Source organism: Pseudomonas sp. P5_B2, from assembly GCF_056400445.1.
This window is the reverse complement of the sequence record NZ_JBFULH010000002.1, coordinates 49,288-74,244: the sequence shown is the minus strand read 5'-3', so window position 1 is coordinate 74,244 and position 24,957 is coordinate 49,288. Positions and strand designations below refer to the sequence as shown.

The 24,957-nt window shown below is 61.7% G+C and carries 20 protein-coding genes; 15 read left to right on the top strand and 5 right to left on the bottom strand.

The window, feature by feature from the left end; all coding sequences use genetic code 11:
- A partial coding sequence (locus AC1DRJ_RS00780) for a spinster family MFS transporter (protein WP_477800363.1) occupies positions 1–1,277 on the bottom strand: 1,277 nt, incomplete at its 3' end.
- 17 nt (positions 1,278–1,294) lie between these two features.
- Complete coding sequence (locus AC1DRJ_RS00775; protein WP_477800358.1) at positions 1,295–2,278, bottom strand: flavin reductase; 984 nt, start codon at positions 2,276–2,278, stop codon at positions 1,295–1,297.
- Positions 2,279–2,362: 84 nt separating this feature from the next.
- On the opposite strand from AC1DRJ_RS00775, the gene AC1DRJ_RS00770 reads away from it, so the two are divergent.
- The 5 genes from AC1DRJ_RS00770 (at position 2,363) to AC1DRJ_RS00750 (ending at position 10,047) form a co-directional block, all read left to right on the top strand.
- A complete protein-coding gene (locus AC1DRJ_RS00770; RefSeq protein ID WP_477800357.1) occupies positions 2,363–3,910 on the top strand; it encodes a coniferyl aldehyde dehydrogenase in 1,548 nt (515 codons plus the stop codon).
- A 138-nt stretch (positions 3,911–4,048) separates the two neighbouring features.
- Entirely contained in the window at positions 4,049–5,629 is a 1,581-nt protein-coding gene (locus tag AC1DRJ_RS00765) for an amidase (protein ID WP_477800356.1), read from the top strand.
- A gap of 223 nt (positions 5,630–5,852) precedes the next feature.
- The gene (locus tag AC1DRJ_RS00760; protein ID WP_477800355.1) at positions 5,853–7,562 is read left to right on the top strand and encodes an FAD-binding protein; all 1,710 of its coding nucleotides are present in this window, start codon (positions 5,853–5,855) and stop codon (positions 7,560–7,562) included.
- An 8-nt stretch (positions 7,563–7,570) separates the two neighbouring features.
- The gene (locus AC1DRJ_RS00755; RefSeq protein WP_477800354.1) at positions 7,571–9,268 is read left to right on the top strand and encodes an FAD-binding protein; all 1,698 of its coding nucleotides are present in this window, start codon (positions 7,571–7,573) and stop codon (positions 9,266–9,268) included.
- The gene (locus tag AC1DRJ_RS00750) at positions 9,265–10,047 is read left to right on the top strand and encodes an SDR family oxidoreductase (RefSeq protein WP_477800353.1); all 783 of its coding nucleotides are present in this window, start codon (positions 9,265–9,267) and stop codon (positions 10,045–10,047) included. The genes AC1DRJ_RS00755 and AC1DRJ_RS00750 overlap by 4 nt, the downstream gene beginning before the upstream one ends.
- A 139-nt stretch (positions 10,048–10,186) precedes the next feature.
- Here the strand turns inward: AC1DRJ_RS00750 and AC1DRJ_RS00745 are convergent, their stop codons facing one another.
- A complete protein-coding gene (locus AC1DRJ_RS00745; protein ID WP_477800352.1) occupies positions 10,187–10,972 on the bottom strand; it encodes an enoyl-CoA hydratase in 786 nt (261 codons plus the stop codon).
- Positions 10,973–11,114: 142 nt separating this feature from the next.
- Here AC1DRJ_RS00745 and AC1DRJ_RS00740 point away from each other — a divergent pair, with 142 nt between their 5' ends.
- From AC1DRJ_RS00740 to AC1DRJ_RS00695, 10 genes are all read left to right on the top strand, one after another.
- Positions 11,115–11,900, top strand: a complete 786-nt coding sequence (locus tag AC1DRJ_RS00740) for an SDR family oxidoreductase (RefSeq protein WP_477800362.1) — start codon at positions 11,115–11,117, stop codon at positions 11,898–11,900.
- Positions 11,901–11,956: 56 nt separating this feature from the next.
- Positions 11,957–12,925 carry a bifunctional MaoC family dehydratase N-terminal/OB-fold nucleic acid binding domain-containing protein gene (locus AC1DRJ_RS00735; RefSeq protein WP_477800351.1) on the top strand — a complete coding sequence of 323 codons (969 nt, stop codon included), beginning with the start codon at positions 11,957–11,959 and terminating at the stop codon, positions 12,923–12,925.
- An 8-nt stretch (positions 12,926–12,933) separates the two neighbouring features.
- Positions 12,934–14,067, top strand: a complete 1,134-nt coding sequence (locus tag AC1DRJ_RS00730) for an acyl-CoA dehydrogenase family protein (protein WP_477800350.1) — start codon at positions 12,934–12,936, stop codon at positions 14,065–14,067.
- Complete coding sequence (locus AC1DRJ_RS00725; protein WP_008020997.1) at positions 14,039–14,458, top strand: MaoC family dehydratase; 420 nt, start codon at positions 14,039–14,041, stop codon at positions 14,456–14,458. The genes AC1DRJ_RS00730 and AC1DRJ_RS00725 overlap by 29 nt, the downstream gene beginning before the upstream one ends.
- 17 nt (positions 14,459–14,475) lie before the next feature.
- Entirely contained in the window at positions 14,476–15,654 is a 1,179-nt protein-coding gene (locus AC1DRJ_RS00720; protein ID WP_477800349.1) for a lipid-transfer protein, read from the top strand.
- Positions 15,655–15,664: 10 nt separating this feature from the next.
- The gene (locus AC1DRJ_RS00715; RefSeq protein ID WP_477800348.1) at positions 15,665–16,834 is read left to right on the top strand and encodes an acyl-CoA dehydrogenase family protein; all 1,170 of its coding nucleotides are present in this window, start codon (positions 15,665–15,667) and stop codon (positions 16,832–16,834) included.
- Between the two features lie 65 nt (positions 16,835–16,899).
- Entirely contained in the window at positions 16,900–18,105 is a 1,206-nt protein-coding gene (locus AC1DRJ_RS00710) for an acyl-CoA dehydrogenase family protein (RefSeq protein ID WP_477800347.1), read from the top strand.
- Complete coding sequence (locus AC1DRJ_RS00705; protein ID WP_477800346.1) at positions 18,102–19,244, top strand: acyl-CoA dehydrogenase family protein; 1,143 nt, start codon at positions 18,102–18,104, stop codon at positions 19,242–19,244. Before AC1DRJ_RS00710 ends, AC1DRJ_RS00705 begins: the two co-directional genes overlap by 4 nt.
- Before the next feature lie 201 nt (positions 19,245–19,445).
- On the top strand, positions 19,446–21,128 hold the full coding sequence (locus AC1DRJ_RS00700; protein ID WP_477800345.1) for a class I adenylate-forming enzyme family protein: 1,683 nt from the start codon (positions 19,446–19,448) through the stop codon (positions 21,126–21,128).
- Positions 21,129–21,220: 92 nt separating this feature from the next.
- Positions 21,221–22,603 carry a DUF1329 domain-containing protein gene (locus AC1DRJ_RS00695; protein WP_477800344.1) on the top strand — a complete coding sequence of 461 codons (1,383 nt, stop codon included), beginning with the start codon at positions 21,221–21,223 and terminating at the stop codon, positions 22,601–22,603.
- A 359-nt stretch (positions 22,604–22,962) separates the two neighbouring features.
- Here AC1DRJ_RS00695 and AC1DRJ_RS00690 read toward each other — a convergent pair whose 3' ends face one another.
- Both AC1DRJ_RS00690 and AC1DRJ_RS00685 read right to left on the bottom strand, forming a co-directional pair.
- Positions 22,963–23,397, bottom strand: coding sequence for a nuclear transport factor 2 family protein (locus AC1DRJ_RS00690; RefSeq protein ID WP_477800343.1), 435 nt, complete (start codon positions 23,395–23,397; stop codon positions 22,963–22,965).
- 69 nt (positions 23,398–23,466) lie between these two features.
- Positions 23,467–24,795, bottom strand: a complete 1,329-nt coding sequence (locus AC1DRJ_RS00685) for a spinster family MFS transporter (RefSeq protein WP_477800342.1) — start codon at positions 24,793–24,795, stop codon at positions 23,467–23,469.
- Positions 24,796–24,957 lie beyond the last annotated feature (162 nt).

The window sequence follows — 24,957 nt, the reverse complement described above, 5'->3', positions numbered from 1 at the left end:
GCATGGCTCGCGGTGCGCATCAGCAATAGCACTGCGAAAATTACCGGCAGGTTCACCAGCAGCAGCGCATATCGCAGTGACTCGTGGCCAAACAGAGGAAGAAACATATCGCTGAACAAGCCGGTTATCAGTGGCCCGATGCCGACCCCTAGCAACGTGCTGACAATAGTTTGCAGAGCCATGGCGGTACCGCGTCGACCGGGTGGCACCAATTGGGTTACAAGGTTGTAGGAGGGGGCGACCCACCAGACGGCAAAGAAGGAATAAAGCGCGCACCAGAGCATGGCGGTTGGAATCGGCACATCGCCCAAGCGCACCAACAGAGTGTCGGACCAGAGCAGATAGGGGATCAGCGCACAGATGGCCGCCAAGTGGCCGAATATCGGAATCGAAACCTGCCAGTGTGGATTGCGACGGCACAGGCGGTCACTCAACCAGCCACTGAACAAACCACCAATTCCGGCCGAAGTACCGCAGATCACCCCCGCCAGTAATCCGGCGTGTTGCAATGACAGGCCGTGGGAGCGCACCAGGAAGCTCGTGTTCCACATGCCAATGGCATAGGAGCTGAGCGTGGTCAGTCCTCCTGCGAGGATCAGGCAACGATAGGCCGGCAACGCCCAGAGCTTGCGTGCTTCAGCGCCCATGCCCAGCAGGGCAGGCGGCGTGTGGGGGTGTGGCGTAAGGTCCCAACGGCCACGCTGAGGTTCGCGCACGACAAAGGCCAGGATGGTGCTGAATACCAGCGCCGGCACTCCAAGGGCAACGAACGCACTGCGCCAGCCATAGTGCTCCACCACCCAGGCGCCGATGCTTAACCCGATGATCGAGGAAAACGTCGGTGCGGCGGTAAAACAACTGATAGCGAATGAGCGTCGTTGTGGCGGATACAGGTCAGCGATCAACGACAGCGAGGCCGAAGTCGTCGGCGACTCGCTGACTGCAACCAGCATGCGCGCAATGGCCAGCGCAAGGAAACTGCCTGCCAAGCCGCAGGCCATTGTCGCCACGGCCCAGAGAAGACAGGACATTGCCAGCAGACGTATACGCGGCATGCGGTCCACCAGCCGACCCGCTGGCAGCCCCATGAGTGCATAGACTGCCGCGAACGCCAATCCCGAAATCAACCCGATGGCGGTGTCGCTGACTGCGAATTCGGATTTGATCGGTTCGACCATGACCGCCAGTATTTGTCGCCCGACGAAGTTGTCGGCAAACACCATGGCCAGCAGCAATAGTAAGCCGTGGCTGCCCCAGCCGACCCTGGCCGGTGACAACAAACCTTCGCGGGCAGTCACCGTGGTGCCCACAGATCAGGCAGGCCGGGGTCACTCACGACGATCAGCCGCTTGAGCAGGACCTTCAAGGCTTGAGCGTCGGCCGCGCCGAGCTTGACCGCGAGGTCTTCTTCCACGGCCTTGGCCAGCGCCAATTGATGCACTGAAACCTCGCGGCCCTGGGCCGTGAGGACAAACCGTAATGAGTCTGCCGAGCCCTCGAACGCAACCAAGCGCTGGCGTTCGAGAAAACGCATGCTGGCCAGCGTGACTTCGCGGCCAGTGTAGTTAACAAAGGTGTTGATTTCCTCAAGGGTCAGGTTGTCGCGAATACACAAAATCGAAAGAACAAAAAACGTCTGTTCGTCCAGCTGCTGACTGCTCAGTAGCTGCCGCAGGACGTTCAGGACCTGATAGTGCCCACGCCCCAGCAGGTAACCGAGCAAGTCCTCGGTGTAGCTGCACTCCGGTGGCGGCGGGGTGGTAGCCAGTCGCAGTTCGCTGCGTGGCTTGCGCGTGGCCAGAGCGTATTGGCCACTCTGGAACGCAAGCGGCGCGCGGTCGCTGTGATCGAAGGCGAGTACCTCACCGACAAAGATCACATGGTCGCCGCCTTCGTACTGGAACGCCGTGCGGCACTGGAAACGTGCCGTGCAATCTTGCAGTAGCGGTGCCTCGCTGATGCCATTGTCCAGTTCGATCTCGGCGAACTTGTCCTCGCCCTGGGTCGCGAAACGTCCCGACAGGGTCTCTTGCTCCGTGGACAGCACGTGTACGTTCCAGTGCTTGCCGTTGCTGAAGATCGGCAGACTGCGTGCTTGCTTGGACAAACTCCAGAGCACCAGCGGCGGGTTGAGCGACACCGAGTTGAAACTGTTGGCGGTGATGCCCACCGGCGAGCCGTCTTCGGTCTGGGTGGTGATGATCGTGACCCCAGTGGTGAACGTGCCGAGCGCGGCACGAAATGCCTGGGGATCGAAGCTGATGTTTTGCATTGCCATGACTGGCCTCATGGAGTGGAGTTTTCGTATGGCCAGTATTAGGCGTTTGCAGGTGCTAAACATCGTCTCAACGGACTAACACTAATGCAGGGCCTCGTCCGATTGGACGAGGCGGCGCAGGTGTTGACAAGGCTAGGGTGGCGCCTTGCGCATGGGGCGCTAACGGCCATTGAGCCAACCTGCAAGGGGATAACAATGAGTTCAGCCACGTCTTGCGTCGAAGACCTTTCCAGCCTGCTGGCGCGACAGAAGAGCGCCTTTGCCAGTGCCGGGTTTGTCAGCGCCGACACCCGCCGCCAGCGACTCCAGCAAGTGATCGATCTGTTGGTCCACAACCATGCAGCATTGACCGCGGCGATCGACCAGGACTTCGGCGGGCGGCCTGCCGGTTTCTCATTGATGAATGACGTGCTGGGCGCACTGGCATCGCTCAAATATGCACGCGATCATCTGCAGGCGTGGATGCAGGACGAGCCGCGCCAGATGTTCAGCCCATATGATCAACTCGGCGCCACGGCCTGGGTCATGCACCAGCCCAAGGGCACGGTGGGCATCCTTGGTACTTGGAACGCGCCGTTGTACACCTTGTTCAGCCCGTTGGCATCGGCTCTGGCAGCCGGCAATCGGGCCATCCTGAAGCCTTCGGAGGTGGTGCCACGCACCGCGCAACTGGTGGCGGATCTGTGCGCCGAACACCTCGACTCGCTGGTTGTGGCGGTGGTCAACGGTGGGCCGGAACTGGGCGAGGCGTTCAGCAGCGAGCCCTTCGACCACCTCGTGTTCACCGGCAGCACGGCGATTGGCCGGCGGGTCATGGGCAACGCTGCAAAAAACCTGGTACCGGTCACCCTGGAACTGGGCGGCAAGTCGCCGGTTATCGTTTCGCGCGGCGCCGACCTGAACAAGGCTGCGTTTAGTATCGCGGCGGGCAAGGCCTGCAATGGCGGGCAGATTTGTATCAACCCGGACCTAGTGTACGTGCCCAAGGCCTCGCTCGAACCGTTCCTCCAGGCGCTGCGCAGTGCTTATCGCGACCTCAACCCGACAGTCGCCGGCAACCCGGATGTGGTGGCGGTGGTGAACCAGCGTCATCTGGACCGAGTAGAAGGCCTGATCGAGGATGCGCAGCTGCGCGGTGCGCGCATCGAGTGTCTGCCCGAACCACTTGCCATGAATGTCCAGGACCGTCGTCGCCCACTGCGGGTGGTGATTGATCCGGCGCCGGAGAGCCTGATCATGCACGAGGAAATTTTCGGTCCGGCCATTGTCGTGCTGAGCTATGACGACCTCGATCAGGTCATCGCTGAAATCAACGGCAGGCCACGGCCACTGGCGCTGTATTATTTCGGCGAGGATGCACGGGAGCAACGTCACGTGCTGGAACACACCCTGTCCGGCGGGGTCACCATCAACGACGTGATGATGCACGCAGCCATGCACGATGCGCCATTCGGCGGTGTCGGCGCCTCGGGCATGGGTCATTACCATGGTCGCGAAGGCTTTCTCGAATTCAGTCACTTGCGCACGGTGTTCAAGGCATCGGAGCTCGACCCGCGCCGCGAGTGGGGCCTGTTGCCGCCCTATGGCGAGCACTACCTGGCGGCCATGCTGGCTGGTGTCACATCCGACTGATTTCGGTGTGGGGGCTAGTGTTCCCCACCCGTTTCAAGAGGTAGGCCTCGTTTAAGAGCAAGGCAATTACTATCGTCGCCTGGCTCCTATTGGGCAGTGTGAGTCTTCAAAATAATCAATCAGGGCACAATCGATACCATGGCTAACCACGAGCACCCATCACTCAATTCTTCGACAACTCCTGAAACCGGCTGGCCGCGCCGCAGTGTGCTCAAGGCCGGGGCCGTGGCTTTCGGCGTCGGGCTCCTGGGGCGCTTTGCCGACGCCCGCGCGGCGGGACTTTCGGCCAGCGACTACCAGGCTATGGACGCCTGGGCGATGAGTCAGGCGATCCGCAGCGGCGAACTGAGTGCCGAGGACCTGATCGCGGCGACGCTGGCCCGCTACAACGAAGTCAACCCCAAGGTCAATGCGGTGAACATGCTGCATGAAACCTACGCTCGCACCTTGCTGGCCCAGCGCCGCGCTGCTGGCACTCACAATCAGGGCGCCCTGGCCGGCGTGCCACTGTTGCTGAAGGATCTCAACACTCCCCTGCAGGGCACCGTCACCAGTAACGGTTGCCGGATGCTAAAGGACTCACCACCCGCGACCCGCACCAGTACCCTGATCTCCCGCTATGAGCAGGCCGGTGCAGTGCCATTCGGCAAGACCACCTGCCCTGAGTTCGGCTTGACCACCACCACCGAATCCCTGGCCTGGGGCCAGACCCATAACCCATGGAACCTGGCCATGAGCGCAGGCGGTTCCTCCGGAGGCGCAGCGGCAGCGGTGGCGGCAGGGATCGTGCCCGTAGCCCACGCCACCGATGGCGGCGGTTCGATCCGCATTCCGGCTTCGTACTGCGGCTTGGTCGGACTCAAGCCCAGCCGCTATCGCACCCCCAGCGGACCGCTGCATTTCGAAGGCTGGTTTGGCGCCAGTGTGGCCAACGTAGTCTCACGCACGGTACGCGATACCGCGCTGTTCCTTGATGTCGGGCAGGGCCATGAAACGGGCAGTGCGTATTGGTGCCCACCATTGGTGAGACCGTATGTAGAGGAATTGCAGCGCGATCCGGGCAAGCTACGTGTGGCCGTGGTGCGTCAGTCGCTGACCGGTGCGCCGCTTGAGCCGGCGATTGCCGCCACCCTGGAGCAGACCATCAAGCAACTGCTGGCTCTGGGACACGAGATCGACGAGTTGACGCTCAACGTCGATCCACGACAGTTATTCGGTGCCCATGGCATGGTGATAGGTACCGCGGTGAGGACCCTGATCCACGACCGTGAGCAGGTGCTCGGAAGGGTTGCCACGGCGCAGGACCTGGAGAAGATCACCATGGTCAACCTGGAGCGTTCGAAGGGCATCAGTGGCGAGGACCTATACCGCGCCCGCCAATCGTTCGAGAGTATTGGCGCAACCATGGAGCAGCACTTCGACCGCTTCGATGTGATCCTGTCGCCGGTCACCGGCAGCCTGACCCCAAAACTTGGCCTGTTGTCCCTGGACCAGCCGTGGGACAGCTACGCCCACAATGCCATGGGCAGTGCCGGCTTCACGGTACTGGCCAACGTCAGCGGCCAACCGGCTATCTCCCTACCGCTTGGACAGAGCGATGACGGCCTGCCGGTGGGCATGATGTTCACCGCTCGCCTGGGTGGCGAAGACGTGCTGCTGCGCCTGTCTGGCCAGCTGGAACAGGCCCATCCGTGGGCCGCTCGACGCGCCACGCTGTAACGGCCTGATGATCGTCCCCACGCGCTTGGGGATGATCATGTCCCTACAAACGAACCAGGTGCCGCGGTGTATTTGTTTGCGGACAACCCTCAAGCGTTATCACCCCTAGTCCACTTTGACGATGAACCCATTCCCCCGCAGCCCTGATCATGGGCTGCACTCCGCCAGCGCACCCTGCGTGGTCGGCGGTTTCTTTCTGACCTCAGCTAATGGCATAACAACAATGACGGCTCAAGTTCAGTCTCAGACCCACTATGACGTGATCGTCGTCGGTTCGGGCGCAGGTGCGATGACTTCGGCGGTGTTCCTCGCCGACCAGGGGATGCGCGTGCTGGTGGTGGAAAAAAGCGACCAGTACGGCGGTACGTCGGCGATCTCCGGCGGCGGTATCTGGATCCCGAATAACCACTACTTCGCTCGCATGAACGGCAACGACAGCTACGCTACGGCCCTGACCTACCTGCAAGCGGCGGCGGGCGAGCATGTAGATGACACGCGCCTGCGTGCCTACCTGGACAATGCACCGAAGATGATCGAACAGCTCACCCGAATCAGCCGGGTGCGCTACGCGGTAGCGGCTAAATACCCTGATTATTATCCGCACCTTCCGGGGGCTTTGGCCGGTGGACGAACCCTGGATCCGGAGCTCTTCGACACCAGCCTGTTGGGTGAGGAGCTGGCGAACCTGCGCAAGCCGTCGCCTTCAACCCTGCTGATGGGGCGCATCGCCTGGACGGCGCGCGATGCGCACAAGGCCATGGCCCGCAGTTTCGGCTGGCGCCTGCTGATCATGAAGTTGATGCTGCGTTATAAACTGGACTTCAAATGGCGACGTAAAAGCAAGGTGGATCGCCGCGCATCCCTGGGCAGTTCGTTGGTAGCCTCCCTGCGACGCTCGCTGATGGACCGTGACGTACCGCTTTGGCTCAATACTGATTTTTCTGGCCTGATCACCGAAAACGGACGGATCAGCGGTGTAGCCGTGCGGCGTGACGGTGCAGAGTTGAAACTGCATGCACGCCTGGGGGTGATCCTGGCCTCGGGTGGCTTCGAACAAAATCAACTCCTGCGCGACCAGTACCTGCCCAAGCCAACCCGCAAGGCCTGGAGCGCAACACCTCCGGGCAACAACACCGGCGCGGCGTTGCAAGCCGGTATGGCTCAGGGCGCAGCCACCGCGTTGTTGGATTGGGCCTGGTGGGCGCCGACCATTGCTGTGCCGGGAGAAGACAAACCGCGGGGGATCTTTGCCGAACGTGCGTTCCCCGGCGCTATCGTCGTGAATGGCCTGGGGCACCGGTTTGTCAACGAAGCGGCGCCTTACCTGGAATTCGTCGATGCTATGCATCGGGACAATCAAAAAACCGGCGGAAAATCGGTGCCAGCCTGGGTGATCTTCGACGCCCATTTCCGTTTCAACTACGCCATGGGCCCGTTGATGCCCGGTCAGGTCATGCCTGACAGCCGCCTGCGCAAAGAGTGGCTCAACAACCTGTATTGGAAAGCCGACACCCTGGCCGGCCTGGCCCGGCAGATCGGCGTCGACACTGCAGGGCTGGAAGCCACCGTCAGCAAGATCAACGACTATGCAGGCACCGGTGTGGACCTCGACTTCGCCCGTGGTGGCAATGTTTTCGACCGTTATTACGGCGATTGCAACATCAAGCCCAATCCCTGCCTCGCGCCGCTGCGCAAAGGTCCGTATTACGCCATGCGCCTGGACGCCGGGGACATCGGCACCAAGGGAGGACTGTTGACCAACGAGCACGCACAAGTGGTGCGCGATGACGGCACGACCATCGCCGGCTTGTACGCCATCGGTAACTGTTCGGCGTCGGTGATGGGCACCAGCTATCCGGGTGCCGGCGGCACTCTGGGGCCGGCGATGACTTTCGGCTATGTCGCCGCCAACCACTTGGCCAGCCAGCGTTAGGAGGGGTTATGTCAATGTCCGATAACATCCCCAGCACCGAAGTGCTGCCGCCCTTGCAAGTGGCCGATAGTAACAGCGTGACCTGGGACGAACAGTGCGATGTACTGGTCGTCGGCTGGGGTGCGGCCGGTGCCTGCGCCGCTCTGGAGGCTCGCACTCAAGGGGCCGACGTGCTGATCGCCGACCGCTTCACCGGCGGCGGTGCCAGCGCCAAGAGCGGCGGGGTGGTATATGCCGGTGGCGGCACTCGCCATCAGCAGGCTGCGGGCTTCAACGACAGCCCCGAAGCCATGTTCGATTACCTCAAGCACGAAACCCGGGGTGTAGTCAGCGACGATACCTTGTGGCGCTTCTGTGCCGACAGCGTGAGCAACCTGCAGTGGCTGGAAAGCCACGGCGCGCCCTACGCCCACCAGATGCCACCGGGGGGCAAGACCTCGTACCCACCCGACGGCTACTTCCTCTATTACTCGGGTAACGAATTGGTACCTGACCACATCGGTCCCTTGTCTCCAGCACCACGGGGCCATCGCACCGTGGGCAAGGGGCAAGGCGGCGCTGTGCTTTTTGCTCACCTCAAGGCGGCGTGCCTGAAGGCCGGAGTGAGGCCGTTATTGCAGGCAGCGGCGCGACGGTTGGTGATCGATCTCCGGGGGCGGGTGCTGGGTGCCGAGTTTTGGTGTATGCCCGATGGCAGCAAGGAAGCGCAGTTGCATGCACGACTGGCTGCCCGCGCTGAACGATTGCAGAATTTCGCCCCTGGCTATTGCAACAAATTGCGCAAAAAGGTCTGCCAGCTCGAACGGGATTTCGCCCGGCCGCGCCGGGTGCAGGCGCGCAACGGGGTAATCCTGAGCACCGGCGGCTTCATCTTCAATCGCCAGTTGCTGGAACAGCACGCGCCAAAGTTCCGCCGTAATTTCAAGGTAGGCGCCACCGGCTGCGATGGCAGCGGCCTGCGCCTGGGCGCCAGTGTCGGCGGCCAGGGTTCGGGGCTTGAGCGAGTATCGGCGTGGCGTTTCCTCAATCCGCCGTACAGTTGGCACAAAGGTATCGTGGTCAATCGCGAGGGCCGGCGCTTCTGCAATGAGGAAGTCTACGGCGCCACCCTCGGCCAACCCTTGATGGAAGAACAGGGCGGCAAGGCGTGGCTGGTGCTGGATGCGCCGCTGCGCAAGAAGGCCATTCGTGAAGCGCTGTTTGGCGGCTATTGGTGGTTCCAGAGCTTTCCGGCCCTGGCGTTGATGTTGTTCAAGGTGCGCAAGGGCAAAAGTCTCAGCGAGTTGGCCAGTGCGACGTCCATGGACCACAACGTGTTGCGTGCTTCGGTGCTGGCTGCCAACGCCGCCGCCCGTGGCGAGGCGCCTGAGCCGTTCGGCAAGTCCGAGGGTGGACGCCAAGTACTTGAACAGGGGCCTTTCTATGCCTGCGATATCTCTGTGACCAATCCGGTGTTCCCCCTGGGAGCCCTGACTCTGGGCGGCTTGCGCGTGGATGAACGCAGCGGCGCGGTGCTGGACCAGCAGGGGCAAGCCATAGGTGGTCTGTACGCGGCCGGGCGCAGTGCCCTGGGGATTCCTTCGCACTTGTACATCAGTGGCCTGTCTCTGGCCGACTGCGTGTTCTCCGGTCGTCGTGCCGGCGCCGCAGTCGCCCGTCCGCACGGCCAGCAACCCCATGCGACCCACGCACACGAGATGACATGATGATCCTCAATCACCACAACAAACACGGCCGGGTTCACGGCAAGGTCGCGCTGGTCACCGGCGGCGCCAAGGGTATTGGTGCTGCCAGCGTGCGGCTGCTGGTGGCTGAAGGTGCCCAGGTGCTGATCAGCGACCTGGACACCGAGACAGGTCAGGCCCTGGCGGCTGAAATCGGGGCGAATGCAGAATTTATCCGTCACGATGTCGGCAGCGAAGCGGAGTGGCGCCAGGTCATCGACCATGTGCGCGAGCGCTACGGTCGTCTGGATATCCTGGTCAACAACGCCGGCATCCTGATCTGCGGCTCGATTGAAGAAACCAGTCTGGCGCAGTGRCACAGGGTGATGCAGGTGAATGCCGACAGCGTATTTTTGGGCTGTCGCGAAGGCATCGCGTTGATGAAGGACAGCGGTGGTTCGATCATCAACCTGTCGTCCATCGCGGCWTTGGCCGGGAGGGACGATTACCTGGCTTACAGTGCCTCAAAGGGGGCTGTGGCGGCGTTGTCGCGTTCGGTGGCGGTGCTTTGTCGGCGGCGCAAATACCGCATCCGTTGCAATACCCTGCATCCGGATGGTGTGCTTACCGATATGACCCGCGGTGGCTTCCCCGAGGGCGTCGACCCGAACCGTCTGACCATCGACAGCGATCCGATGAACCGCATGTGCCGGCCCGAGGATGTAGCGGCCAGTGTACTGTTCCTGGCTAGCGACGAGGCTCGGGCGATCAACGGTGTCGAGTTGCGCATTGATAGTGGTCAGATGGTGATGAGTATCTGAGACCTTGCTCCCACACAAAATCTCTGTGGGAGCGAGCCTGCTCGCGAAGGCGGCGGGTCAGCCAACAACGATGTTGAAGGTGCTGGCCCCATCGCAAGCAGGCTCGCTCCCACAGGTTTTGTGCCCGATAGACGAGCGCCTAGTACCCTTCGAACTGCGCCGGGCGTTTGTCAATAAACGCCTGCATGCCTTCCTTCTGGTCCCGTGAGGCAAACAGCAGGGCATTGGCCTTGCGCTCCAGGGCCAGGCCGGCTTCCAGCGGGGCGTCCATGCCGGCCAGAATGACTTCCTTGATTTGCTCGGCTGCCAGGGACGGCATCGCCGCGATGACACGCGCCAGTTCCAGGGCATGGACCTGCACCTGGTCATCGTCCACCAGATCGCTGACCAGCCCGGCAACCCAGGCTTCCTCGGCGCTGATCGGTTGCCCGGTGAGCGCCATGCGCATCGCCTTGACCTTGCCCACGGCTCGCACCAGCCGTTGTGTGCCGCCGATGCCGGGCATGATGCCGATGCGGATTTCCGGTTGGCAGAAACGCGCGCTGCGCCCGGCGACTATCAGGTCGGCGTGCATCGCCAGCTCGCAACCACCGCCATAAGCGTAACCGCAGACCGCCGCGATTACCGGTTTCGGGCAGTGCTGGATCGGCCCCCAGACCCGCTCGGTGTGACGCTTGTAGATATCGATGGCGCCGACCCCGGCCATGCTGTTGATGTCGCCACCGGCCGCGAACACTTTGTCACCGCCCGTCAACAAAATGCAGCGCACCTCTGGATCAATCGCCAGCTCACTGAAATGACGCGACAGCAGCGCCTGCAATTCCAGGCTCAAGGCATTGGTCGCCTGGGGACGATTGAGCCGCAGCAGGGCCACACCCGGCAGTGGGCGTTCGAGCAGAACCGGTGCAGCAGATGAGTCGGACATGGGAATCCTCAGAAACCTGACAAGGTGTGAATGGCCGCCAGTGTCCTGTTCGCGAGGTTAAATTTTCATCGTCCGTTCAGACGTAGTTTGGCCCGCAGTTCATCCCTAGAGTGACCCTTGTCAGTAGAGAAAGGAGCACATGATGGAGCTGCATTCGGGGCTTGATTACAACGGCAAGGTGGTGCTGATCACCGGTGGCACCAGAGGCATCGGCGCGGGTATTGCACTGGGTTTCCTGGCAGCCAACGCACGGGTGATCGTCTGTGCTCGGCGCGAACCTGAACGGGTGCCGATACTGGGTAGCAAGAGTGCGACTTTCATTGCCGCCGATGTGCGTGACCACGATTCCCTGCAACGACTGTTCGCCACCATCGAGCGCGATTTCGGGCGCCTCGACGTGGTGATCAACAACGCCGGGGGCAGCCCTGCCGCCGACGCAGCTACGGCCTCGCCCAGGTTTCATGAAAGCATCATCGGTCTGAACCTGATCGCGCCACTCAACGTCGCCCAGCATGCCAACCGACTGATGCAGGCACAGGTACAGGGTGGCTGCATCATCTTTATCGGCAGCATCAGTGCGCTGCGTTCCTCGCCAGGCACCGCCGCTTACGGCGCGGCCAAGGCCGGGGTGCTGGCGTTGGTGCAATCGCTGGCGGTGGAGTGGGGCCCCAAGGTGCGGGTGGTCACGGTCAGCCCGGGGCTGGTGCTGACCGAGCAAGCGCATCTGCACTACGGCACGGAGGCTGGTATCGCCGCCGTATCTGCCGGCATTCCGGCTGCACGTATGGCAGTAGCCGAAGACATTGCCAACGCATGCCTCTACATCGCATCACCGCTGGCCAGTTACGCCAGCGGTTGCAACCTGTTGCTGCATGGCGGTGGTGAACGCCCGGCGTTTCTCGGTGCTGCGCAGGTTCTGCCCACCTGATCGACCTATTGCGGCGACCGGGTTCGGTGGCCGCCTTCAATGTGAAGGAGACGACTTTGGCTGATCCACAATTGCTATCCAATGTGCGCGCCCTGGTGGGGCGCCAGTACGGCCGCGTGTATGCCTGGGACGAGGTCAATGCCCCGATGATTCGCCAATGGTGCGAAGTCATGGGCGTGGACAACCCGCTGTACACCGTTCCTGCTTTTGCCCTGGGCACCCAACATGAGGGCCTGATTGCTCCGCCTGCGATGTTGCAGGTGTGGACCATGGAAGGCCTGCACGCCAACAACTATCCGCCTGGCTCCACCGACGAGAACCCTTACGAGGTGCTCAAGGAAATGGAAGCTTACGGCTATGCCTCCACCGTGGCGGTGAACTCCGAGCTGAGCTTTACCCGCCCGGTGCGTCTGGGGGAAAAACTCTACTACACCACGCGTCTGGATTCGGTAGGCGATGAGAAAACCACCGCCCTGGGTACCGGCTTCTTCGTCACCCTGGTGATGAGTCATTTCGTTGAAAAGGCCGGCGGCGACGAGCCGGTGGGCGAGTTGCTATTTCGCGTATTCAAGTTCCGCGCGGCCAATGCCCAGGCTCCGGCCAAGGTTGCCCCGGCACCAGCCAAGGCCAAGCGCCCGCTACCGGGCATCAGCGACGACACCCGGTTCTTCTGGGAAGGCAGCGAGAAGGGCCAGTTGCTGATCCAGCGCTGCACCGCCTGCCAAACCCTGCGCCATCCACCAGCCCCGGTGTGCATCCAGTGCCACAGCTTTGACTGGGACACCCTGCAGGCCAGCGGCCGCGCCAAATTGTATTCGTTCGTGGTGATGCATTACCCCGAAGTGCCGCCATTCGATTATCCAAACCCGATCGGCCTGATTGAATTGGAGGAGGGCGTGCGCCTGATCGCCGGATTGGTCGGTATCGAGCGTGAGCAGTTGCAGATCGGCCAGCGTTTGCAGGTCGAGTTCCAGACCTTCGATGACCAGTTGACCCTGCCTATGTTTCGGCCGGTAGAGGCATAGGAGCCACTATGGATTTCGAATTGAGCGAAGACCAGCGCGCCATTGCGCAGATGGCTGACGGCCTGTTTGTCGATCATTGCCATGATGACTACATGCGTCAGTGGGACACCAGCGGCGAGCCAATGATGGCGCCGTTGTGGGCGTTGTGTATCGAGACCGGACTGCATGCCCTGGCCATTTCCGAAGAGCATGGCGGTAGCGGCCTGGGCATGACCGAACTGATGCTGGTGTTGCAGGCCCAGGGCAAGGCACTTGCCCAAGTGCCGTTGTGGCGCCATCAACTGGCGGCCGCGACCCTTGCGCGTTTCGACGCCGGCGACAGTGCGCGGTGGGTGGCCAAGGCGGCGTCCGGCGAGGCGCTGCTGAGTCTGTCCGTCGATGGCTTGAGTAGCGCGCTGGGTATCGAGTTGCAAGCCCATCCATGTGCCGAAGGCTGGTCGATCAACGGCCGGGTCGCGGCCCTGGCATTGGGCGATCAGTCCCAGGCCGCGTTGGTGTTGGCAGAAGTCGAAAGTCAGCCGCGCTTGCTGCTGCTGGACCTGTCAGCGCCGGAAATACAACGAGTGTCGGCGGTGTTGACCCACGGCGAAGCGGTGGCTGACCTGCACATCGAGGGCTTGATCGTGAGCGGTGGGGCGCTGTTGCCGGCCGAGGCCGTCGCCTGGCTGGAACTGCGCAGCGTGGCGGCATTAGCGGCCTTGCAACTGGGGGTCAGCGAAGAACAGATCCGCCGCACGGTGGCCTATGTCAGCGAGCGCCGGCAGTTCGAGCGCGTCATCGGCAGCTTCCAGGCGGTGCAGATGAGCATGGCCGATACCCATATCGCGGTCGAAGCCTTACGCACGGCGCTGTGGCAACTGGCCTACCGCATCGATTCTGGTTTGCCAGCGTCCAGTGAAGCGCTGGCCACTGCCTGGCTGGCCTGTGAAGCGGGGCACCGCATCGGCCATGTCGCACAACACGTGCATGGCGGCATCGGCGTCGACCTGACGTACCCGATTCACCGTTTTCTCTACTGGAGTCGCGGCCTGTCCCTTGCCTTGGGTGGCTCGGCGGCAAACCTGGAACGCCTGGGCGACTGGCTCAACGATAACGACAAGCTGGGATGGAAATATGACCTCGAAGAACACCAAGCGCTTTGAAGACGTGCGCCCCGGCGAAGTACTGCCGGAGCTCGCGGTGCCGATCACGGTAACCCTGATCAACGGCGGCGCGATTGCCACCCGTGATTACTTCCCCGGTCACCACGACGCGGAGGCAGCTCGTGCTCTGGGTTCACCCCACGTGTTCATGAACATCCTCACCACCAATGGGCTGGTGCAGCGGTTCATCGAACAGTGGGCCGGGCCGCTGGCGCAATTCACCGCGCTGAAAATCAAGCTCGGCGCGCCGAACTATCCCGGTGATTGCATGACCTTCAATGGCAGCGTCACCGGTGTTGATGCGGACACCCGTTCGGTGGAAATCACCTTGAGCGGCAAAAATTCCATGGGTAACCACGTGACCGGTACGGTCGCGCTGGTCTTGCCCTGACAGCCGGAGAGACACAGATGACTGATTCATCGATTTCCGGGCGTGCCGCGATCGTAGGTCTAGGCGCAACCGAATTTTCCAAGAACTCCGGACGCACCGAATTGCGCCTGGCCCTGGAGGCCACCTTGAGCGCGCTCAAGGATGCCGGCATCGATCCGTCCGAGGTCGAGGGTTTCAGCTCCTACTCGGTGGACAAGGTCCCGGAATACGAAATCGCCCGACTGCTGGGGTGCAAGGACGTCAAGTTTTTCTCGCAAGTGCCCCATGGCGGCGGCGCGGCCTGCGGGCCGGTGATGCACGCGGCGATGGCAGTGGCGACCGGGATGGCGAAAGTGGTGGTGGTGTATCGGGCCATGAACGAGCGTTCCTGGTATCGCTTCGGTACCGGCAGCTACGGCTTCGCTTCGGCGCCAACCTTCGACAACGTCAACTACGGCTGGTACATGCCCCACGGCTTCCATACGCCGGCGGCCTGGGTCGGGATGTTTGCCCAGCGCTACATGCACACCTATGGTGCCACCTCCGAAGACTTCGGCCGGGTCGCGGTGGCCGCGCGGGATTTTGCCGCCACCAACCCCCAGGCGTTTTTCCATGGCAAGCCGATCACTCTGGAAGAACACCAGGCCTCGCGCTGGATCTGCGAACCGCTGCACCTGCTCGATTGCTGCCAGGAATCCGACGGCGCCGTGGCGATGGTCATTACCTCGGCCGAGCGCGCCCGTGATCTTCGGCAGAAACCGGTGACCATCAAGGCCGGCTCCCAAGGCATCAGCCACGGCCAGCAGAGCATGACCTCGTTCTACCGCGACGACATCACCGGGCTACCGGAAATGGGTGTGGTCGCCCGCGAGCTGTATCGCCAGTCCGGCCTCGGTCCCGAGTCTTTCCAGACCGCCGTGATCTATGACCACTTCACCCCGTTCGTGCTGCCTCAGCTGGAAGAGTTCGGCTTTGCCAAACGCGGCGAAGCCAAGGAATTCATCCGCGCCGGGCACCACGCCCGTGGCGGCAAACTGCCGATCAACCCCCACGGCGGGCAACTGGGCGAAGCCTATATCCACGGCATGAACGGCATCGCCGAAGCGGTGCGCCAGGTGCGTGGTACGGCGGTCAACCAGGTAGCGGATGTGCAGAACGTGCTGGTCACCGCCGGCACCGGCGTACCCACCAGCGGCCTGATTCTCGGCGCAGCCTAAGGAGCAGCAAATGTTCGTCGACCTCACTCCCGAACAACATGCCCTGCGCCACAAGGTGCGGGACTATTTCCAGGCCCTGATGACCCCGGACATGCGCGAGCAGTTGCGCGGCAAGGAAGGGGGCGAGCTGTTTCGCCAGACCATCCGCCAGATGGGCCGCGACGGCTGGCTAGCGGTTGGCTGGCCGAAGGCTCATGGCGGCCAGGGTTACGCCGCCACCGAACAGTTGATCTTCTTTGAAGAAGCCAACATCGCCGGTGCGCCACTGCCGTTCGTGACCATCAGCACCGTCGGCCCGGCTTTGATGGCCCATGGCAGCGAGTTGCAGAAAGAGCGTTTTCTGCCTGGAATCGCCGCAGGCGAAATCATGTTCGCCATTGGTTATTCCGAACCCGACGCCGGCAGCGATCTGGCAGTGCTGAAAACCAGCGCCCGCCAAGACGATGAAGGCTTCCTGGTCAATGGCAACAAGCTGTGGACCTCAGGTGCCGAATCAGCCGATTTCGTCTGGTTGGCGGCCCGTACCGATCCGACCCAGGCGCGGCACAAAGGCATTTCGCTGCTGATCGTCGATACCACGACGTCGGGCTTCTCCCACACCCTGATTCCCACCACGAGCATTCCAACCACGGCGACCTACTACGACAACGTACGGGTACCCAACGAGATGCTGGTAGGCGAGTTGCACGGTGGCTGGAAGCTGATTACCTCGCAACTGAACCATGAGCGTCTTGGCCTCGGCACCTGGTCGGACAAGGTGGTGGCACTGTTTCGCCGCATTTATCTGTGGGCACGGGCCCGTGACGAACAGGGCCGTCGAGCAATGGACAAGGCTTGGGTGCGCAGCTCGCTGGCCGAGTGTTATGCGCGCCTGGAAGCGATGCGCCTGATCAACATGCGCATTGCCGCCGACCTGGAGCGCGATCGCATGGACGTGGCGCTGAGTTCGACCACCAAGGTGTTCGGCTCGGAGTCGGCCATCGAGATCCTGCGCAAGCTGGCGGCGATCCTCGGCGCCAATGGCTCGATGCGCAGTGGCTCGGCGGCGACCCTGCTGCAGGGTGAGCTGGAATACGAGTTGCGCAGTTCGCCGACCTTGACCTTTGGCGGCGGCACTAACGAGATCCAGCGCGAGCTGATCGCCCAGTTTGGCCTCGGCATGCCGCGCACCCAACGCTGACGCTCGTCCATCAAAAACAAAAACCGTACTCGCCCCGGATCCGGGGCGGGTCGAAGGGGACTTTCATGAGCACTATCGAGCAATTTCGGCAGGACACCCGTGTCTGGCTGGAGGCTAACTGCCCGCTGTCGATGCGCAGCGGCATGGCTGAAGGCGATGTGGTGTGGGGCAGTCAAAACCCGCAGTTTCCCTGTGAAGACGCACGCCTGTGGTTCGAACGCATGCGCGACAAGCGCTGGTTCTGCCCCGAGTGGCCCGAGGAATACGGCGGAGCGGGGCTGAGCGACGAACAACTGGCGGTGCTGGAAAGCGAGATGCGCCGCATCAAGTGCCGGCCGCCGCAGATCAACCTTGGTATCTGGATGCTCGGGCCGGTGCTGCTGGCCTTCGGCAGTGAGCAACAGAAACGCGACCTGTTGCCGCCCATTGCCCGCGGTGAAGTGCGCTGGTGTCAGGGCTTCTCCGAGCCGAACGCCGGCTCCGACCTGGCCAGCCTGAAAATGGCCGCCCGCGATGCCGGTGACCACTTCGTGGTGGACGGCAGCAAAATCTGGACCTCCTACGGCGACAAGTCCGACTGGATGTATGCCCTGGTGCGCACCGACTTCAGCGCGCCGAAACACGAAGGCATCAGCCTGATCGTGCTGGACATGCGCAGCCCCGGCGTCAAGCCGCAGCCGATCGATTTGATCAGTGGCAAGTCGGCATTTTGCCAAGTGTTCTTCGACGCGGTGAAAGTCCCCAAGAGCCAGTTGATCGGGCCGTTGAACGGTGGCTGGAACCTGGCCAAGTACCTGTTGCAGCACGAACGCAAGGCGATGTCGAAATTCGGTGAGTTCAGCCTGCCTTCGCACTTCGACCTGCTGGCCCTGATGCGCGAGTACCTGCCGGCGCCACAGACTCAGAGCGAACATGCTCTGCAGGCGCGGGCCACGGCCTGCGCGATGAATGAGCAGGCCTACAACCTGACCGTGCAGCGCATGGGTGAAGAGGCGCGGGCCGGCGATGACATCGGCGGCCTGATGTCGATCATGAAACTGGTGCACACCGAACAGGAGCGCGACAAGTTTGAAGTGCTGCTCGATGCCATGGCCGGGCATGCCTTCGGTTGGGACAGTCCGGCGTTCAGCGAGCAGCAACAGGCGGTAACCCGTTCCTGGTTGAACAGCTATGCGCTGACCATTTCCGGCGGGGCCTCTGAGATCCAGTTGAATGTCATTGCCAAGCGCGTACTGGGCTTGCCCGACGCTAAAAAAGGAGTCACCCCATGAGCCTGCGTTACAACGATGACCAGCGTTTGCTGGCCGACAGCGCCCGGGATTTTCTCGCCGGTCGCAGTCCGGTGAGTGCTCAGCGTCGGCTGCGCGATAGCGCGTTGCAACAGGGTTTCGATGCGCAGGTATGGCGCGACGCGGTCGATCTGGGCTGGAGTGCGATTGCGTTTCCAGAAGACTTCGGCGGTCTGGATTTCGGTTGCAAGGGGCTGGGACCGATCTTCGAGTCCATGGGCCGTAACCTGTCCGCCATGCCGCTGTTGTCCAGCGTGGTACTGGGCGGTTCATTGCTGCACCTGGCGGGCAATTCGGCGCAACAGAGGCATTGGTTGCAAGCGGTCATAGGCGGTGAACAGCGCCTGGCTCTGGCCGTGGACGAACACTCGCGCCACGACCCTAGCCGCATTGCCCTTGAGGCGAAGGCCGAGGGCCAGGGCTATCGCTTGCAGGGTGACAAGTTCTGGGTGATCGACGGCTTGGGTGCCGATGCCTATGTGGTGGCGGCACGCACTTGCGGGCAGCCGGGCGAGACGCAAGGCATCAGTCTGTTTCTGGTACCGGCCGATACGCAGGGTTTGACCGTCAGTGCCTTGCCGCTGATCGATTCGCGCAACAGTGCACGCCTGCAACTGGACCAGGTGCAATTGAGCAGCGAAGCGCTGCTGGGCACCTTGGGCGAGGGCTGGGCCGCGCTGGAAACTGCGCTGGACCGTGGCCGCGCCTGCCTGGCGGCGGAACTGTTGGGGATGGCCGAGCAACTGTTCGAAACCACCCTGGAATACCTCAAGACCCGCGTGCAGTTCGACACACCCATTGGCACCTTCCAGGTCCTGCAACATCGCTGCGCTCAAATGTACGTCGATCTCGCGCTCAGCCGCAGCGCTCTGATGGCCGCGCTGGCGACGCTGGATGACGTCAGTCTCGATGCTCCGGCACGCGCTCGACTGGTCAGCCTGGCGAAGTGGAAGGCCGGCAACACGGCGATCAAAGTCGCCAACGAAGCCGTGCAGATGCACGGCGGCATTGGCGTCACCGACGAGCTGGATGTCGGCCTGTACCTCAAGCGCGTCCGCGTTGCCCAGAGCTGCCTGGGCGATAGGGATTTCCATTGTGAGCGTTATTGCGCCCACACGTAGAACAAGTAGAAGCCTGCAGCGAGTCAACCTTTGTGGGAGCGAGCCTGCTCGCGATAGCGGTGCAACTGTCGGCACTGATATCGACTGACACGCCGGCATCGCGAGCAAGCTCGCTCCCACAGGGATGTCGCGTGACCGACTGACATTGGCCCCATTGCATGCCTCCTGGTGTGCACCCCGGCTGTCCTGGAGAAAATAAAAATGAGCATTGCACGATGGCAATCCGCGTGGCGCGACCTGATCGCCCCCGGCGCGCCGTTTGAAGTGGTGACGCCCGATGACGGCGCGCCACGCTACTTCCGTCACGCCGCGCACAACTTGCAGCAGGTGATCGACGCCGGTCGAGTCCACGGCGAACGAGAATTCCTTATCTGGCAATCGCAACGCCTGACCTTCACTCAATTCTTCGATCAGGTCGACCGCCTGGCCGGGCAGATGGTTGCCCGTTTCGGCTTGCAGCCGGGCGAGCGGGTAGCGATAGCCATGCGCAACCAGCCAGCGTGGCTGGTGTCCTTTGCCGCTATTCAGCGCTGCGGTGCGGTGTGTGTGCCGCTGAACAGTTGGGGCCTGCGCGATGAATTGCAATACGCGCTGCAGGACAGCGGTTCGCGCCTGCTGCTGTGCGACAAAGCCCGTCTCGATACCCTGCAAGAAGATCTGGCGCGTGAGGATCGGGCGACCATTGTCGTCGGGGCTCAGGGCGATTCGTTATCCGGACACTGCCTGCGTTTCGAGGACCTGATCAGCGCCCCGGTATTGCCCACGCCAGCGCTGAAAATAGATCCCGATACGCCGGCACTCATCCTCTACACCTCGGGCACCACCAGCCGTGCCAAGGGCGCTGTATCCAGTCACCGGGCAATTTGCCAAGCGCTCTTTGCCCTGGATTTCCAGGGCGCGTTTTGCGCCGTGAGCTCGCCCAAACGAATCGGCGTGGTGATCAACAGCGGCTATCCGCCGACTACCCTTGCAGCGGTGCCGATGTTTCACGTCAGTGGCCTGCATGCGCAGTTCCTTTCCGCCTTGCGCGGGGGGCGGCGTTTGCTACTGATGTACAAGTGGGATGTGGAGCAGGCGCTGGATCYGATCCGCGACGAGCGTTGCACCCAGTTCAATGGAGCGCCGGTGATGATGCAGCAACTGCTGGCCTCACCGCGCTTTGCCAGCGAACACACCGCGAGCCTGTTCGGCCTTGGCTTGGGGGGGGGAGCCGCATCTGCCGGGGTGCTGGACAACATGCTCAAGATCAAGCCCGACGTCATTGGCGGTGCCGGGTACGGCCTGACCGAAAGCAATGGTATCGGCGCTGCCATCGGTGGCGATCCGTTCATATACAAGCCGGCGACGGCGGGTTGGGCCTTGCCGATTGTCGACATCCGCATTGGCGACGATCCGCACCAGCCGCAGCCTGCGGGTAATCGCGGGCTGATCTGGCTGCGTTCGCCGACGTTGATGAGCGCTTACTGGAATCTGYCAGAGGCCACTGCGCAAAGTCTGCGCGACGGTTGGCTCGACACCGGCGATATCGGCTACCTCGACGATGAGGGTTTCCTGAATATCACTGGCCGGGTCAAGGAGTTGATCAACCGGGGTGGCGAAAAGATTTCCGCCGCTGAAATCGAGACGTGCGTACTCGATATGCCCGGAGTCCTGGAAGCGGCTGCATTTGCCATCGCCGACCCTCTGCTGGGGGAGACGGTGGGCCTGGCCGTGCATGGCATGGCATCGACGCTGCCCCAGGAGGCTCAAATCTGCGTATTCATCGCCGAGCGCCTGGCTGCCTACAAGGTGCCGACGCAGGTCTATCGGGTACTCGAACCCTTGCCACGCAATGCCACTGGCAAGGTGCTCAAGGCACAACTGCAAGAAAAGTTGGGCGCATAACGCTTCCTTAGTCTTTCCGGACGATGTAGGGGCCGGCAGAACACGAACAATGGGTCTAAATCACAAAGCCTTATCAGCGAAGGAGGCATTACATGAAAATAACAAGAACAGGTCTCATGCTCGCGGTCGCAGTCACAGCCAATAGCGGGCTGATGGGTTATGCGAACGCTGCGGTGTCACCTCAGGAAGCCGCCAAATTGGGCAAGGAGCTGACCTGTGTCGGCGCCGAACAAGCCGGTAACGCCGAGGGCACCATTCCGCCGTATACCGGCAAGTACCTGGGTGAAGTGCCGGGCTGGAATCATGTGAAATTTTCCGGTGACCAACCGGTTGATCCCTATGCGACGGAGAAGCCGATCCTTGTGATCACCGCGCAGAACATGGGCCAGTACGAGTCGCACCTGACCGAAGGACAGAAGGCCCTGCTGAAGAAGTACCCGAACACCTACAAGATGAACATTTACCCAGGCCATCGGGATTTCCGCTACCCGGATTACGTCTGCCGTCGCGCGATGGACAACGCGCTGCACGCTAAGTTGGTCAACGACGGTGCAGGTTTCGAAGGATTGGGCCAGGTGCCGTTCCCGATTCCAAAGAACGGTATGGAGCTGCTGTGGAACCATCAACTGCCGGCCCGTGCCTACACCGAAGAAAAAACCAGCGATCTGGCTTCGGTCCTGCCCAATGGCAGCATCGGTTGGGGACGTGCCTATGCACGTAACCTGTCGCAGGCCAACTCGCCAACCGTCGAACCCACTACGGAGGGCAAAATTCAGGCCATGAGTAACAACATGACCCTAAAACCGGCGCGCGACAACGGCACACTCAGTATTGCCCATGAACCCTACAACTTCGCCGTCGAGTCGCGTCAGGCGTGGTCCTACAGCCCCTCGACCCGGCGTGTGCGACAACTGCCGGGATATGGTTACGACCAGCCGATGATCGGCACCAACGGCACCATGACCGTCGACGAGGACCGCTTGTTCAACGGCTCACCGGAGCGCTTCACCTGGAAACTAATCGGCAAGCGCGAAATCTACAGTCCGGCCAACACCTTTAAGACCAACGCTGGGACTGTCAAGCACGCCGACATGCTGACGCCCAACCATCCCAATCCCGATTTGATGCGTTATGAGTTGCGTCGCGTGTGGGTATTGGAAGCCGACTTGAAGGAAGGCTATCGCCATGTCTATGGCAAGCGCGTGCTGTTCATCGACGAAGACACCTGGAACGCGGTGATGGCGGACAACTACGACGCCCGTGGGCAACTGTGGAAACACGCCATGGTCAACTATTACTACCACCCTGACATGAGCGGCTGGCAGGCCGGTTCGCAGTTTTTCATGGACTTGAACTCTGGGCAGTACACCGGCTACGGCATGACCAACGAGTCGAAGAAAGGTCCGATCCTCAACGAAGGCAAATTCACTCCGGACCAATACACGGCAGATGCGGCGCGGGCTATCGGGCGCTAAGACCCAGGTCTTTGCAATAACAAAAGCCCCATCGGTATCCGGTGGGGCTTTTTGTCGTTTGCGTCATCCCACCCATTCCGTGAGCCGGTCTCGGCGGTGTACCTGCTGCATCGCGTTATCGTTTTTCGCGAGCAAGCCTTATGCCGATCAGTTAAGCCATAACGCGATCCGTAGCAGCTGGCGAAGCCTGCGTTCGGCTGCGCAGCAGTCGCGAAATCAGACGATGCAGTGTTTCAGGAAGACCGTAAACTCAAGTTTTACGACTGCTGCGCAGCCGAACGCAGGCTTCGCCAGCTGCTACAAAAATTGCGTTGCCGCATAAATTGCTTAACTGATCGGCATTAGGGCAAGCCTGGCTCCTACGTTAACAAATGCCAACTCAAGTCCCCGATCATGTCCAGCTGCGAATAATCACGAAAGCTGAATCGCCATACCCCGTCGACACGTTCGAACTCATCAAGATAACGCCCGCTGGCGATGGGTTGGAGGGGCAGGGTGTCGGTGGCTTGCAGGACGGTGTAACAAGAGCGAACTGTTGCAGTTCCTGCGGTTTCGTCGATCTCGATATTGGGGTTGCTGATGATGTGCCTGGTACGGGGTGTACCGCCGGGGTAGATCTTGATTCGTTGCTGCCAGATTCCTAGCAGGGCTGCGTGATCAAGGAAGACTGGCTGGCTTTGTACCTTGATGCGGGCATGACGGAACAGCTCTGCGGCTTCGACCAATTGACCATCGTCCAGGCATTCGGCGTATCGGTAGAGCAGGTTGCTGATGTGTATGGCGCTGATACTCATGGTGATCCTCATTAAAAAGCCGCTGGAACCTGGCAAGGTTGCAGCGGCGTGGTGTTGCGGGAAAACAGGTCAGGCAGTGGCGGCCTGAACCGGTGTGAGGAGCGGGGCGGGATCCTTCATCTGTTGGCGGTAACGTGGCAGCGCCAGTGTCAAGAACACGCTGGCCAGCACCAGCAATGACACTGACGAAGCAAGGGCATAGCGTAGGGACTCACTGCCCAGGGTCGGCACGAAGAAGTCGCTGAGCATGCCCACCAACAATGGCCCGACACCGACACCCAAGAGGGTCATGGACATCACGAAAATCGCCGTGGCCTGGGCCAGTCGTGTGGCCGGGAACAGGTGGGTAATGGCGCTCAGGCAAGGTGTTGCCCACCACACACCGAAGAAGCCGAAGGCACTGTAGAACAGGAACGCTTGCGGCACGGCGATGCTGCCGATGTAGAACGCTGTGCCCTGGGGCCAGAGGAAGTACGCAAGGGCGAAGGGAATGCTGATCAGCGTGCCTAGCAGTGGTACGCCGATTTGCCAGCCGACATCGCGCCGCGCCATGCGGTCGGTGAGCATGCCGCAGACCAGGGTGCCGATGGTCGATCCGGTGCCGCCCACCACGCCCACCAGGAACCCGGCCTCTTGCAGGTTGAGGCCGTGGGAACGGATCAGGAAGCTCGGGCTCCAGGTGCCGATGGCGTAACCGGCAATCGCCGCCGCGCCGCCGGTGAGTACCAGGCACAGGAAAGAGGGCATGCGAAACAGCTCGACGAGAGTCTTGAGCCAACCATCCTGTTGCGCCGCGTCGTTGCTTAGCGCCGCTAAGGGTTTGGGTGTACGCACGGTCAGCAGCAGAAGCAGGCCAAGGAAGATTCCGGGAGCGCCGATCAGCAGGAAAGCGTAGCGCCAGCCTTGGTGCTGGGCGATCCAGCCACCCAGGCCCAGGCCAACGATTGCCCCCAGGCTGGAACCGAGCATCAGTACTGATAGAGCAGTGGAGCGGCGGTTTGCCGGGTACAAATCCGAGACCATCGCCACCGACGGCGCCGTGCCGCCGGCTTCACCCACCGCCACGCCGATCCGCGCCAGCACCAGGGTCAGAAAGTTGCCGGCCATACCGCAGAGCATGGTCATCAGGCTCCAGGCGATGCAGCTGAAAGCGATTACCGGCTTGCGCCCGATGCGGTCCGACAGGCGCCCCAGCGGGAAGCCGAACACGGTGTAGAACACCGCGAAGGTCACCCCCGAAAGCAGGCCGATGCCGGTATCGGAAATACCGAATTCGAGCTTCACCGGTTCGATCAGTATCGCCATCAGCTGGCGGTCGATGTAGTTGAACACATAGATGCTGGCGAGCACGAACAACGCGTAGTGCGTTCGCCATGTCACGGGGGTGGATTGATTCACTGCGGGTGCTCCCGGTTTTGTTCTAGTTGGCGCGATGCTCCACGTGCCCTGTGTTTTTTTCATCGTCCGTTCAGACCATCTTTTTTATCCCCCGTACAAGCCGAAACACACGATAGCCGACCTAGTCTTGTCGGACGATGTTTCGCTTGCGCTCACGATCAA